General features: G+C 42.5%; 14 protein-coding genes. 7 read left to right on the plus strand and 7 right to left on the minus strand.

Going from position 1 to position 14028, the window contains the following annotated elements; all coding sequences use genetic code 11:
* Nucleotides 1-34 precede the first annotated feature (34 nt).
* Nucleotides 35-406 (minus strand): hypothetical protein, encoded by a 372-nt coding sequence (locus G561_RS0103475; RefSeq protein WP_028858308.1) that lies wholly within the window; start codon nt 404-406, stop codon nt 35-37.
* Between the two features lie 608 nt (nt 407-1014).
* Here G561_RS0103475 and rpsU point away from each other — a divergent pair.
* Together rpsU and G561_RS0103485 are read left to right on the plus strand one after the other, a co-directional pair.
* A complete protein-coding gene (rpsU, locus tag G561_RS0103480; protein ID WP_007394316.1) occupies nt 1015-1230 on the plus strand; it encodes a 30S ribosomal protein S21 in 216 nt (71 codons plus the stop codon).
* A 275-nt stretch (nt 1231-1505) separates the two neighbouring features.
* On the plus strand, nt 1506-1955 hold the full coding sequence (locus tag G561_RS0103485) for a GatB/YqeY domain-containing protein (RefSeq protein ID WP_028858309.1): 450 nt from the start codon (nt 1506-1508) through the stop codon (nt 1953-1955).
* A gap of 78 nt (nt 1956-2033) precedes the next feature.
* Here the strand turns inward: G561_RS0103485 and G561_RS0103490 are convergent, their stop codons facing one another.
* Complete coding sequence (locus G561_RS0103490; protein ID WP_227674006.1) at nt 2034-3731, minus strand: M48 family metalloprotease; 1698 nt, start codon at nt 3729-3731, stop codon at nt 2034-2036.
* A 260-nt stretch (nt 3732-3991) separates the two neighbouring features.
* On the opposite strand from G561_RS0103490, the gene G561_RS0103495 reads away from it, so the two are divergent.
* The 4 genes from G561_RS0103495 (at nt 3992) to thiS (ending at nt 6152) form a co-directional block, all read left to right on the plus strand.
* Nucleotides 3992-4369 carry a sulfurtransferase TusA family protein gene (locus tag G561_RS0103495; RefSeq protein ID WP_037031570.1) on the plus strand — a complete coding sequence of 126 codons (378 nt, stop codon included), beginning with the start codon at nt 3992-3994 and terminating at the stop codon, nt 4367-4369.
* Between the two features lie 260 nt (nt 4370-4629).
* Nucleotides 4630-5496 carry an RNA polymerase sigma factor RpoH gene (gene rpoH, locus G561_RS0103500; RefSeq protein ID WP_201586253.1) on the plus strand — a complete coding sequence of 289 codons (867 nt, stop codon included), beginning with the start codon at nt 4630-4632 and terminating at the stop codon, nt 5494-5496.
* A 19-nt stretch (nt 5497-5515) separates the two neighbouring features.
* On the plus strand, nt 5516-5881 hold the full coding sequence (locus tag G561_RS0103505) for a DUF423 domain-containing protein (RefSeq protein ID WP_028858313.1): 366 nt from the start codon (nt 5516-5518) through the stop codon (nt 5879-5881).
* 70 nt (nt 5882-5951) lie between these two features.
* Nucleotides 5952-6152: a sulfur carrier protein ThiS gene (gene thiS, locus G561_RS0103510; protein ID WP_028858314.1), complete on the plus strand. Its 201-nt coding sequence runs from the start codon at nt 5952-5954 to the stop codon at nt 6150-6152.
* Nucleotides 6153-6310: 158 nt separating this feature from the next.
* On the opposite strand, the gene hpf is transcribed toward thiS, so the two are convergent.
* A complete protein-coding gene (hpf, locus tag G561_RS0103515) occupies nt 6311-6700 on the minus strand; it encodes a ribosome hibernation-promoting factor, HPF/YfiA family (protein WP_028858315.1) in 390 nt (129 codons plus the stop codon).
* Nucleotides 6701-7240: 540 nt separating this feature from the next.
* Nucleotides 7241-8977, minus strand: coding sequence for an RNA polymerase factor sigma-54 (rpoN, locus tag G561_RS0103520; protein ID WP_081794355.1), 1737 nt, complete (start codon nt 8975-8977; stop codon nt 7241-7243).
* A gap of 487 nt (nt 8978-9464) precedes the next feature.
* Here rpoN and G561_RS0103525 point away from each other — a divergent pair, with 487 nt between their 5' ends.
* Entirely contained in the window at nt 9465-10370 is a 906-nt protein-coding gene (locus tag G561_RS0103525; RefSeq protein ID WP_028858317.1) for a nitrilase-related carbon-nitrogen hydrolase, read from the plus strand.
* Between the two features lie 50 nt (nt 10371-10420).
* Here G561_RS0103525 and G561_RS0103530 read toward each other — a convergent pair whose 3' ends face one another.
* The 3 genes from G561_RS0103530 to lysA all read right to left on the minus strand — a co-directional run bounded on the left by G561_RS0103530 (nt 10421) and on the right by lysA (nt 14013).
* Nucleotides 10421-11452, minus strand: a complete 1032-nt coding sequence (locus G561_RS0103530; protein WP_028858318.1) for a tyrosine recombinase XerC — start codon at nt 11450-11452, stop codon at nt 10421-10423.
* A gap of 24 nt (nt 11453-11476) precedes the next feature.
* A complete protein-coding gene (gene dapF, locus G561_RS0103535) occupies nt 11477-12358 on the minus strand; it encodes a diaminopimelate epimerase (RefSeq protein WP_028858319.1) in 882 nt (293 codons plus the stop codon).
* 311 nt (nt 12359-12669) lie between these two features.
* On the minus strand, nt 12670-14013 hold the full coding sequence (lysA, locus tag G561_RS0103540) for a diaminopimelate decarboxylase (protein WP_028858320.1): 1344 nt from the start codon (nt 14011-14013) through the stop codon (nt 12670-12672).
* Nucleotides 14014-14028: the final 15 nt, after the last annotated feature.

Consider the following 14028-nt stretch of genomic DNA (forward strand, 5'->3'; position numbering starts at 1 on the left):
CTTTAACTTAGATCTAACTTAGGTAAGCGTTATATTATTGAGCCGCTTCTTCTGTGGCTGGCTCCTCTGCAGCTTTTTCAGTAGCTGTTGCCTCAGATGCTTCAGCATCTGCAGTTGTTTCTGCAGCCGCATCCTCTGTAGCAGGAGCATCTGTAGCTCCCTCTTCAGCAGTTGCTGCATCTGCAGCAGGTTCAACCTCAACGATATCTTCAGCAGCTAATGGCTCAGGCTCAGGAGCGTTTGCTCTAGCCAGCTCAGCCGCTTCATCTACTCTATCTACCGCTTTCACTTCGTGATCCTTATCACCACATGCAGTCAAAGTTAGAGCAGCACCAAGCATAACTGAAACTAAAGTTGTGGTACGAACTGCCACTTTTTTGTTGCTTAGAAGAGCCGTTAATGACATTTGTTACTCCTAAAAGGGTTGTTAATATAAGGGATATAGAAAATAAATTACTGCGACTTATCGCAAGTCTAACAGTCCCTTATATATAGTTAAGTTAACTTTACTAGATAATAATATCACAACCCTTTCTGAGTCACTATCTCCAGTATAAGATTTTCATTCAGCCTATCATTAAGTAATGTCAAAACTGTGATGCAATCTACAAACCCCTCATTATCATTCATTTAAAATGAATGTTTAATGTTAATTATAGCTGCCTTCAGTTTACTGTTCAAACATATTTTTAACTATTAAGGCTTATGCTCTGTGTTATTTAAGACTTATGCCCTATGTTATTAACTCGACTGTTTCACATTCGCCTGTAAAAATTAACCTCTATAACAACTGGCACTGTCTTCTTACAAAGGCGTTGAGTGACCATGCTTGACATCAATCTGTAAATTTAGTATAATCTCGCTCTTATTCTAGCATTTGTATAGAATGAATGATTTTATCCTAGCAATAGCTGATGCCGTAACCCCATGAGACATTACGGCTAATACCAATGACACAGCATTGCTAATGTCCCTAGTCTCTAATTTCCACAATTTATTATTTAAGGAGTCTGCATGCCTTCAGTTAAGGTTAAAGAGAACGAACCTGTTGATATCGCTATCCGTCGCTTCAAGCGTGCCTGCGAAAAAGCTGGTGTTTTATCTGATGTCCGTAAGCGCGAGTTTTACGAAAAGCCAACGCAAGAGCGTAAGCGTAAAAAGGCAGCAGCCGTAAAACGTTACAAAAAGAAATTACAGCGCGAGTCTATCCGTACAACTCGTATGTACTAATCAGCTCTCTTCTCAGTTTAGCTCAACCTATTTTAGCTTAGAGCTAGCTGAATTTAGAGATACCAAAACGCCAGTGTTTTGGTGATTGATTAAAAAAACCACCTTATTTTGTCGTCTACCTCGCAGCCATGCTTGGAGCGCCATAATCAAGGTGGTTTTTTTGTGCTAAAATTTTATATAAAAATTATTTTATAGCAAAACTATAACGGTAAAATACTAAGTATTAGCCGATACTAATGAAAGACCTAATAACCATAACAAAATAGGAAGAAGCCATGAGTGCCTTAAAAGATCGCATCACCGAACAAGTAAAAACATCAATGAAAGCCCGTGAATTAGAAAAAGTAAAAGTATTACGCAACGTACAGTCGGTGATCAAACAAATTGAAATTGATCGCAAAGTTGAGCTGGATGATGCTGGGGTATTAGAGATCTTACAGAAGCAGCTGAAACAGCGCCAAGAATCCTTGAACGTGTTCCAAGATAATGGTCGTGAAGATTTAGCTCAAAAAGAGCAGTTTGAAATAGATATCATCAACGAATTTATGCCACAGCAAATGAGTGAAGCAGAATTGGCTACTCTCATCAATGAAGAAATAGCGGCTCAAGGTGCCAGCTCAATGCAAGATATGGGTAAAGTTATGGGAGCCCTAAAGTCAAAAACTGCGGGCCGTGCTGACCCAGCGGTAATGTCGCAACTGGTAAAAAAAGCTTTAATGGGATAATCCCTAATTAACTTGTTGTGGGTCCTATTATTTATAGGAGGCTAATTACATTTATAACAGTGTAATTAATAATAGCAGCTAGGGGCGAAAGTCTCTGGCTGCTTTTACCTCTGCCATCTCATTATTGATATTGGCTAATAAAGGTTTGGGATTAAAAGTAACTGTATTGGCGCTAGTGCTTAAATCTTCAACTTGTTTTTTTGCCTGCTGTAAAGACACCAAAGCATCGTTATATTTGCCCCGCCACAACTCACCTTTAGCTCGATAACGTAAGGCATTTACCGCTGCTATCTCATTAACCAACGCTTGTGTAGCAGCCCCATTCGCACTGGTTTTGCTCTCAATAGCCATCAATTCATAAGCACGCTGGATACGGTACAAGCCTTCTAAATCATGAGGTCTACTTTGTACAATAGGCTTCATCAAACTGACAACTTCATTATATTTTCCCAGCTGTAACCAAGCGTCAGCCATTAACAACTTAAGATCCCGACGCTCAGGATAAAGATTGTAATAAGGGGTCAAGGATTCTTCAGCCAGCTGCCATTTGTCTTGCAAACCTGCAATCTGAGCTTCAGTAATGGCCAGTAAAATATCAAAGTTCATTTTTTCTGCAGCAGAAGCAGTTATCGCCGTTTGCTTTAGTTTATTGAGTCTATTTTGGGCCTCTTGATAGCGACCTTGCTTGGCGTACCAATAAGCCAAAGCCAGCTCTGCTCCTTTATTTTTTGTAGCGGTGATTACGAGCTCATTTTCTGTGGCCTGATTGGATAACACTTTGAGTCGCCACTTCAGCATCTCAAAACTAAGTTGGTGACGCTGACTGTCCAGCCCCAAGGTTGGGTAACTATTGGCCCGACTTTGTGCCTCGCTCAGCCGCTCAGAGCTTAAAGGGTGAGTCATAATAAAACTTGGTAGATAAGCGTTATCACTCATATTTAACTGAGTCTTTTGATCTAAAGTACCAAAGAACTTAGGCATGGCTCTAGGATCGTATCCTGCTTTTGCCATTAATTGCATCCCAATACGATCCGCTTCACGTTCATTACTGCGGCTAAACGCCATTTGCGCATTCAAGGCTACAGTTTGACTGCCCATCATCACCGCTGCTGCCGCATCACCATCTGCCGCAGAAGCCGCAATGGCTGCCAGTATGCCGCCAATCTGCATCAACAGTGCTTTTCGGCTAGCCTCATCTCGATGCTCGTAATGGCGCTGACTTAAATGCGCCACCTCATGAGCAATGACACTGGCAACCTCATCCAAGTTATTGGATTCCATGACGGTCCCCGTATGGATACCCATCACCCCACCTGGAATAGCAAAGGCATTAATACTGGTATTATTAATTACCAGTAAAGCTAATGGGGCTTGATTTCGAGCTTGAGCATTAATTTTCCAAGCCATAGACTCTAATTGCTCTTGCGACCAAGGATCATTAATTAAAGGCGCACTTCTCCCCAGATTCTGTAACGACCACTCTCCCAAAGCTTTATGCTTGTTGACCTCAATGAAGCGGCCACCCCCGCTGCCCAACTCTGGTAAGCTAAATTCGGGAGCATCCTTGAGGCTTGAGCCAGAAAAGAAGGGCGTGGTTGCAGACCATTGATAACCAACTTGGCTATGATCTGTCTCAATCTTAGCTATGGCCGAGGGACCCATGACAGCTAGCCCAACCAATAAGAAACCGGACACCGCCACCTTCTGCTTAATAATCTTGAGGGGCAGCTTAAATACAGACCATTTGTCTTGATTTTTGGGTTGAAAAGAGAGCAAGTATCTATTCCTTAAATTATTGTCCGTAACTTATTAGCAGTCTTAAAATTTATTAGTAGTCTTAAAGTATTGAGAGGGCGGCTTGAATTTCAGCTATTAGCCATCATTATTAAACCCACTTTTGATAATAACATGTTAACCGGTTAACCTTATACCCTCTTATCTGCGGTGTAATTTTTTATAATAGTTACTCTTTTCGCTGAATATTACTTTTATTTGCGTTCATTAATTAATACCTTTACTAAATAAAATGGCCTTCTATGATAAATATTAGTTTAGAAAATAGTGAGCATCAGGCTTTGGTACAAAGCTACATTGACACTCTTAGTAACAGCGACCTCGAGAGTCTTAAGGCAGCCACGCCACAGCTAACCATATCTGCCTTGGTCGATGGCCGAGGCATGGCCTGTCCAATGCCTTTATTAAAAACCAAGGTAGCACTGCGCTCAGTACAGCCCTCAGAGAGTGTATATATTCTAGCTACAGACCCCAACTCTCAAACGGATTTGGCCGCATTTTGCCAACAAGCGGGGTTGCAGTTATTACTGAGTACCGCCACCAATGAGGAATCTACCGATAGTTTAGAAAAACTCGATACAATCTTTCACCTCATCATTACCAAAACGAATGGTAACTAGGGGGTGCTATCCTTTACAATAGATCTCAATAAAGTTATTACTTTGAAGGTCAAAATATGGCTACTCCTAAAACAAATAAAAAAAACACGGCGAAACCAGTGGATTCCAAGGATGTCGAGCCGTTAGAAATCATAGACATGGACGAGGATGACTTGCCCTATGATGAGCTAGATGACGATATCTTAACCCAAGAAGTCGCACAAACTGAAGAGTGGGTTAGCGAATACCCCAATACCAGTACTCGTGATTTGGTCCCGGCTATGCCTGTGAATTTGTCAGCGCCAGGCATCAATCTTGGTGCTTACATGAACTCGGTGCAGCAGATCCCTATTTTAACTCCTGAACAAGAACAAGAGCTTGCTCATCGATACTACAATGAAGGTGACGTTGAAGCTGCGCGCATTTTAGTTATGTCGCATCTACGCTTTGTGATTCATATTGCACGTAGTTACTCAGGCTATGGCCTGCCGCAAGCAGATTTGATTCAAGAAGGTAACTTAGGCTTGATGAAAGCGGTAAAACGCTTTGACCCAAATAAAGGGGTGCGTCTGGTCTCTTTTGCTGTGCATTGGATTAAAGCTGAGATTCACGAGTTTGTTATTCGTAACTGGCGCATTGTGAAAGTGGCAACTACCAAAGCGCATCGCAAGCTTTTCTTTAACTTACGCAGCTTAAAGAAAACCAACAACCAGCTAACTTTAGAAGAGGCGGATGCGATTGCAGCTGACTTAAATGTGACCCGCAAGCAGGTTCTGGAAATGGAGTCACGACTAACTTCCTATGACGCTTCTTTTGAAGCTCAGTCAACTGATGATGAAGACGGGCACTATGCTCCGCAGCTCTTCTTGGAAGATGGTGTTGATCCTGCTGAAATGGTAGAAGATGCTGACTGGGAAGAAAATACTACTAATGCGCTAATGACGGCTATGGATACTTTAGATGATCGCTCGCGGGATATTGTTGAACAGCGCTGGCTGTCTGAGCAAAAATCCACTTTGCATGAGCTGGCTGCTGTTTACAATATTTCTGCTGAGCGGGTACGTCAGATCGAAAAAAATGCCATGGATAAAATCCGAGAGGCAATGACCATCGATAGCGTCATTATGCCCAGTGAAGACGACTTATAACCTATAAGGTATAACTGATATGAACTGGACTTCGATCGCAGCTGTTAACTTAGCTCTGGCTGTGGCTTTAGGAGCGTTCGGTGCTCACGGCATTAAAGCCACTGCCTCCCCTGAACAAATGGCTTGGTGGTTAACCGGGACACAATACTTTTTTTATCATGCTCTAGGTTTACTCCTAGTAAGTATTTTAATTAAGCTTGGCTATACCACCTCAACTACGGCATGGCTATTACAGATAGGGCTGATTATTTTCTCAGGCAGTCTATTTGCCATGACTCTTGGAGCACCGCGCTGGTTTGGAGCCATCACCCCTATTGGTGGTACACTGATGATTATCGGTTGGATCTGGTTGGCGGTCACTACTTTAAGACACTCCGCCAGTTAAAGCCATCTGCTCTAAATTTAAAAGGCAATGTTTTGGGTTATTTTTTAGATAAGATTTTATAGAGGAAAAAATGTATACAATTACTGTTAATGGAGAAAAACAACAGACAGCACAGGTAACTGTGCAGGCTGTACTAGATGACTTACAATTAACGCAAGGACGTTATGCTGTTGAGATTAATGGGGAATTAATCCCTAAATCTGAACTGGCGGCGACCCACGTTGAACAAGATATGGTTATTGAGGTGGTTCAAGCCGTAGGCGGGGGTTAACGGCTAGATATGTAAATAGGCCGTGATTTAGCAACCAAAAACTATAGGCTAAAAAAGAAAACCTACTAAAAAGCCCTTATCCTATTTGGATAAGGGCTTTTTACATTCATATTATTTTATATTGTAAAATTAAGTTTTGAGATTAAGTATGGGTTGACCTAATAAGCGTAAGATTCGTCAACTGGCTCTGTTGTAGGTAGCGCAAGACGTTGTTTGCGTTTAGAAGAGCGGGTTTTACGATCGATACGAGTTTTATATTTACGCACTTGGCGGTCTAATTTATCTGCCATTTCATGAATGGCTTTATACATGTCGTCATCATATGATTGTACAAACATTTCTTGACCAGCTACTCGCATAAGTGCTTCAGCTTTGTGGTTATTTTTACCACTATTGCTATTATCGCTGCGGTTATTGTCTAGCGATAGAATCACTTTAATGCTTTGAATTTGGTCAAAATGTCTCTCAACTTTTGAAAGCTTGTCCATAACCATATCTTTCATAGCGTCAGTAATTGTGATGTGATGGCCAGTAATTGAAATGTTCATAATGCTTACATCCTTTTTATGAATTGAGCAGCTTTTGCTGACTCAAAGTGACTTTTAATTAATGACTGACCTAATGGTAATTCCTTCCAAAATAAGGCTCTGTCATTAGTTTTTTGTCTAAGTCGTTAGGTATACCCTTGTTTTATTTGATTATTTTTTAACCCGTCTGGTTAATTAAAATCAAACTCAACGGTGTAGCTTGGGTATCATCGTTTCAAGTAAAATTAAAAATCCATCTTAATTTTACTTTTGCTTCCAACTTCTGTGCTAGTCAACATGGGTTGGAATAACTTTAATTTGCCACGAAAATAAGGATTGCACAAGCATGTTTGTTGTAAATAAATGTAAAAATAACTAATATTTAGAAATAAATACTATATAATCTGAAATTTTTTTATTTTAAAAATAAGTTCTCGCCATACTAATACTGGCTTCAACTACTTTGATAATGGCTTGTTAAAATATTTCTGAATCTCTTGTATTTTTTACCGTTTTTTTTGAAAAACTATTCTCTAAAACCTGTTTTCTAAAACCTACTCTTTAGAACTTAACTTTCCTTTGAGTAGAGGAACCGATATTCATCGCTTCTCTATATTTGGCTACCGTACGTCTGGCTATATCAATCCCTTGCTGCTGTAAAAGGTTTTTTATAGCACTGTCTGATAAAGGGGCTTTGGGGTCTTCTTGTTGTATCAACTCCTGTATCATGGCACTAATGGCCGTAGAGGAAATATCACCTTGATCACTGGAGACATGCGATGAGAAGAAGTGTTTTAGTGGAAATAGGCCTTGCGGCGTTAAGATACTTTTGCTGGTAGTCAATCTAGAAACGGTAGACTCATGCAGCCCGACCTCCTCTGCAATATCTTTTAGAATAAGCGGCTTCATAGCTGTTGGCCCCTGCAATAAGAAGTCTTGTTGTAGCTTAATAATGCTGGTTGCTACCTTCAGCAGGTTTTGATTGCGCTCTTCAATACTACGGATAAACAACTTGGCATCTACTAAGTTATCCCGTAAATAGACGTTGTCTGGGCTGTCATCACCGCGTTTAATAAGACTGGCGTACTCTTGGTTAATTCTAAGTTTTGGCAAAGTCTCAGGGTTTAACTCCACTTTCCACACCCCTTGTTTTGACTCTGAGTTATGAACCAAATATACCAAAACATCAGGGATATCGTAGACTTCAGGCTGTATACCGTAATCAGGCTGTGCGTTAGAAAAAGCCAATCCAGGGGCAGCACTTAAGGTCCGAATTAACTCTAAACTGGGGCCAATATCACTGTTTTTGAGGCCGGTTCGTTGCATTAACTCTTTGATATTATTCGCTACCAGTAGCTGATGCTCATCTAACAGACGCAGTGCCTGCTCTCGATAAGGCACAGTTTCTTCTAAGCTGCGTAGTTGGATTTGCAAGCACTCTGCTAAGCTTCTGGCTCCCACACCCAATGGCTCGCAAGACTGTATTAATTGAATTACAGCTTCTATGTGCTCATACTCGATGCGATTTTCCCAACCATAAAAACTGGCCATTTCATCAAAGCTTGCTTTTAAATCCGCCATATCTACTTGAATAAAGCCGCTTTCATCCATAGCGTCTATCAAATAGTCGGCAATCAAGGATTGTTGCTGATTTAAATGGCTAAAGTTCAACTGCCAACGTATGTGGTCTTGTAAAGTGACCGAGGTTGCACCTTGATAGTCACTCATACCTTGGGTATCTGGACGGGCTAATGCAGTGCTTCCATGAGTAAACACATCCTCCCAGCCGGTATCAATAGGCAGCTCCCCTAGCGTCTGACCTTCAGTTTCACTGTTCTTATTTTCATTCGCTTGTAGGCTGCTACTGGTTTTTATCTCCATCACATTTTGCTGATCGTCCTCTGCTGAGTCACTCAAGTCACCTTTAGCTGTCTGTTGCGAATCTGCACCAGTGTCATACCCATACTCATCGTAATCCACTGTCTCATAGCTGCCCTCTGCCTCATAGTCATCATTCTCATAGCCCTCAGCATGATCATTGGACAACTGATAAATCTCCTTTTGAGCTTCCGCATCTAGTTCTAGTCGAGTCAGCTCTTCAAGGCTATTAAAGTCTTCAGCACTAATTTCGTCCTCTTCTACTCGCTCAAGTAAAGGGTTACTGTCTAGCTTCATTTGAACTTCTTGCTCAAGCTCTAAGCTTGAAAGTTGCAGTAGCTTGATGGCCTGCTGCATCTGTGGGGTCAGCTTTTGTGCAGTGGATAGGTTAACACCTAAATTAAAAGAGGAACTCATCATAGGTCGTTGTATTCTCGATAGTTTGTTATGTTTTATTTTTTGGTTGGCTGCTAGCTATAGGTTTGGGTATAGAAAGCTTTTGGGCATTTAGTATAAGGTTTTATTAATTATTTTTTCAGATTAGGTAGCAAATAACCTTGACTATAATGACATAATTACTCTCTGTAAGAGGATAAAACTTTGCCACCAACCTTCATAAAAAAATACCTCAACTGGCTATCAGAGTAAACGATTTATTGTTATAAATAGGGATTAGGCTGCGGTATCTCTTGAAACAAAGGCCCAAACTACTGTTGGACAATTAGGCTTATTTTTATAGGTTAGGCTTATTGGCAGCCCATAGATTGCTTACTCTTTCCGTGCTACTCTAATAAGCCAATAGCTTAAGTCTAATAACTTAAGCATAACAACTAAGGTAATCATACCTTTGGTATCCTCTTAATACCCTATCAATATAATTTACAAAAACAAAAGAAAGTAGGTAGCTATGACTCAACTTAACATTGGATGTGTGCAGTTAAACAGTCAATTTGATATTGAAGCCAATATGGCGACCATCGAAAAAGCAGTTGTTGCAGCAAGCCAGCAGCAAGTTAGCTTACTCGTGTTGCCAGAAAACGCTTGCCGTATGGGAGGACAAAAGCAGCTCTCTGAACGCTTTGATGAGCTGTCGAGTTGGTATGCCAATTTAGCTTTTAAACATCAACTATTTATCGTTGCAGGCACACTACCCTGTCCCTATCGTCCAGATGGTACTGTGGTAGCAGACAATAAGTTAAGACAAGTGAGTCAGGTATTTGCTCCTGATGGTAAGCGTCTGGCCCGTTATGACAAGATTCACTTATTTCGTGCTCAAGTAGCAGACGATACCGGCAGCTATGATGAGGGTCGAACTTTTGAGCCTGGTGACACCACAGTTATCGCTCAGTGTGATATGAAGAATTTAAATAAAGAGTTTTTGCACCCATCGGGTAATGTCCAAGATAAAAATTCAGGCATCTTATCTATCGGGATGATGGTTTGTTTTGACCTGCGCTTTCCTGCCTTAGCCCAAAGACTTAGACAGGCAGGGGCAGATATTCTTACTGCTCCGTCCGCCTTTACTTATCAGACAGGCAAAGCCCATTGGCAACTTCTGCTGCAAGCCCGCGCTTTAGATTCTCAATGCTTAGTAGTCGGATCAGCACAAGGCGGCACCCATTACACAAAAGACAGTAGCCGTGAGACTTGGGGCCATAGCGCTTTTGCCAACGCCAATGGTGACTGGGTGAAGGAAACTGAGCAAACTAACTTGACTGAAGACTTTGGGCTAATCACCACCGCTTTCGATGCCGAAAAACAGCAGACCTGGCGCCAAAATATGCCCATTCATAACTGTCACAGACTGGCCTAATAATGCTAACTAATAGCTGGAGCTAGTTAACTTACCCTAGTCTCCACGCCCTAATCTCCACGCTTGTTATGAGAAGCGCGAGGATGAGCCTTATCATAGACCTGAGTTAATTTGGCAAAATCTACGTGAGTATAAATTTGAGTGGTACTGATATCGCTATGGCCCAGCATCTCTTGCACCGCCCGCAAATCACCGCTACCGGATAGCATATGTGAGGCAAAGCAGTGGCGCAGTAGGTGGGGATACATATTTTGGGCAATGCCAGCACGATTGGCGGCAATCTTTAGTCGCTGCTGCACCGCGCGCGTGGTCAATCTAGTACCCAGCTTTTCACTAATAAATAACGCAGTGTCTCCTTGCTCCTCCCAGAGGTAGCGATGAGGAAGGTAGGTGGTAATGGCTTTTAGCGCCTGCTTACCCACAGGTACCAAACGCGTCTTATTGCCCTTACCGGTAACTCTCACCTCACCTCGCTCACCAGACTCATGAATTCGTAAATCAGAGACATTAAGCCCCACCAGCTCCCCTACCCGTAGGCCACTACTATAAAGTAGCTCAAACATAGCTTTGTCGCGCACCCAAAGCCTCGCTTGTTCGGGGGTATCTGGCATGGGTTGTTCTAACAACTGAGTCAGCAAATCGCCATCCGCTATACTTGGCAGAGGGCGTGGCGCTCTCTTGAGCTGGTATCCTGTGGTAGGGTTTATCCGAGCTTCACCTTGATCAATAAGCCAACTATAGAAATGACGAATGGCCGATAACTCTTGTTGCACACTAGAGATGGCCAAAGCATCCACATCCAAGCGCTGACCGATATATCTGGCCAATTGCCGTTTGTCACAGCGTGTCCAAGTTAGCTTGCTCCCCTCCAAAAAGCTTGCCAACTGATACAGGCCAGCATAATAAGCCTCAATAGTGTGCTCTGACATCTGTCTGACAGACAACTCCGCCAACCACTGCTCTACTGGCAGCAATAGCTGCTGTAACTCAGCACTTATCTCAAAAGTTGATTCAGCGTCATCCGCTGCCCGCTTGGAGGGCTTCTTAGGCAGTTTTGGCTGAGGAGTTGGCTTGGCACACATAATCTAGTTACTTATTCTAACGACTTAAGCAGATGGCTTTAGACCTGCTTGGGCCATAATACCATCTGGGCTAAATATGCCTTCATAGACGAAGGCTGTCGGGCCGGTCATCATTACTGAATAGCCAGGGGACCAGCGAATCAATAAGCTACCGCCATAAAGCTGCGCTCTAATCTCCTCCCCCTCGTCAAGCCAGCCTTCACGGATACCTGTAGCCACTGCAGCACAAGCTCCGGTACCACAAGCCTGAGTTTCACCTACCCCTCGTTCATACACCCGCAGAAGTATGTGACGCTGATTCACCACCTGCATAAAGCCGACATTCACCCGTTCTGGAAAGGTTGGATGCGACTCAATCGCTTTGCCCAACGTTTCCACATCGGCAGTTAGGATATCATCCACTTTAATAACTGCGTGAGGATTACCCATATTGGCCACATAGAGTTGTACAGGGGTGCCATCAACGTCTAAGTGATAGGCGTTTTGAATTTTGGTAATGGCTTTTGGGGTAAAGGGAATTTCATCTGGCTCAAAGCGAGGTTTGCCCATATCTACCTCTACCCAGCCATAGTTATCCGTGGTCAGGGTCAAAATACCCGACTTGGTTTCGACCCTTATTCGCTGTTTAAATGACAGCTTACGGGCCTGGACAAAACGGGCAAAACAACGGGCACCATTACCACACTGCTCAACCTCACTGCCATCTGCATTAAAAATACGATAGCGAAAATCGACATCAGGACGCATCGGTGGCTCGACCACTAACAGTTGATCAAAGCCAATACCCATATGGCGATCTGCCAGTAAGGAGATCAGCTCTTTAGTCAGATCTAGACGCTGGGTAACCAAGTCTATCACCATGAAATCATTACCCAATCCATGCATTTTGGTAAATTCTATAAGCATTTTTTTATTCCTTAGATTTTATTTATGCCCTATCTTACCATGCAGAATATAACAATGATAATAACTAAACGCTGCCAACAGAAATAAGCTAGAGCTGATTTTTATTGTCGCTTATCAACTGTTTATAAATAATTGCTCTGGGCCAAAAACCAGGCTCTGTCTGCAAACTATTAACCAAGAAACTGCTTAAATCATAAAAAAAGCCTACGTATAAAACGCAGGCTTTTACACAACAAGAGTAAAACCAACTGTCTTACTCTGTTCTAATTCCAATTTAAACAGTTATAAACAATCAAGTTAGACCATTAAAATCAATCAAGCTCAAAGAAAGACTCTGTTTCAAATAACTGCTCGATGGTCTCGCGTTTACGCACCACTTGATGTTTATCACCAGACACCATAACTTCAGCAGGGCGCGGGCGTGAATTATAGTTACTACTCATCACAAAGCCATAGGCACCCGCCCCAGTGATGGCCAATATGTCGCCCACAGCCAAAGACAACAAGCGTTTTTTGGCCAAGAAATCACCCGTCTCACAAACCGCTCCTACGATATCCCAGCTTTGCTCCTCGGTGCCAGCTTCAGGCTCACTACTCATAGGAATCACGGCCATCTCGGCTTGATATAAAGCCGGACGAATTAAGTCATTCATCGCCGCATCGACAATGGCAAAGTTTTTGTGCTCAGTAGGCTTTAATACTTCAACCTTAGTTAATAGCACACCGGCATTGGCAACAATGCTACGGCCTGGCTCAAACAGTACCTTTAAGCCCAGCTGCTTTAGCTTGGGTAATAAGGCATTGGCAAACTCGCTCACTTCTGCCACTTGCTCATCGATATACATCACACCCAAGCCGCCACCTAAGTCAACGTGCTCAAGCTCAATGCCTTCTTGTTTTAATGACTCAATAAGCTCACAAACCTTATCTAAGGCAGCAACAAAAGGATCGATCTCAGTCAGCTGTGATCCAATATGACAGTCAATACCCACAATATTTAAGTGCTGTAGACTGTCAGCATGCTTATACGCCTTGATCGCCACATCGTGACTAATGCCAAACTTATTGTCCTTTAAACCTGTTGAAATATAAGGGTGGGTCTTGGCATCAACGTCAGGATTTACTCGAATAGAGATGGGTGCTTTTACTTGTAATTCAGCAGCCACCGCATTTAAGGTGTCAAGCTCACTAAGCGACTCAACATTAAAGCAGCCAATGCCTGCCTGCAAAGCCGCCTTCATCTCAGCCCTTGTTTTGCCTACCCCAGAAAATACAATTTTGCTAGGGTCAGCACCGGCAGCCAACACCCGCGCAAGCTCTCCTGACGAGACTAAGTCAAAGCCTGCACCAGCCTGAGCCAACACCTTTAATACTGCCAAATTAGAGTTGGCTTTTACCGCATAACAAATCTGATGATCAATTTCAGCAAAACTATTACTATAGGCTTGATAAGCCTCGAGCACTGCCTTTTTAGAATATACATACAACGGCGTGCCGTACTGTTGTACCAACTGCTGTGTTGAAGCTTCCTCTATAGCGAGCACCCCTTGCTGATAGCTTAAGGCAGGTATTTTTTTAACAAAGCTTTCAGGATTAATACGCAAGCCATTTGAAGTGTGCTGAACAGTCGCCTGTGATAAGTCTGTGATGCTCATAATATAAAGGTATCC

It is taken from the genome of Psychrobacter phenylpyruvicus DSM 7000 = NBRC 102152 (assembly GCF_000685805.1).
Lineage (GTDB): Bacteria > Pseudomonadota > Gammaproteobacteria > Pseudomonadales > Moraxellaceae > Psychrobacter > Psychrobacter phenylpyruvicus.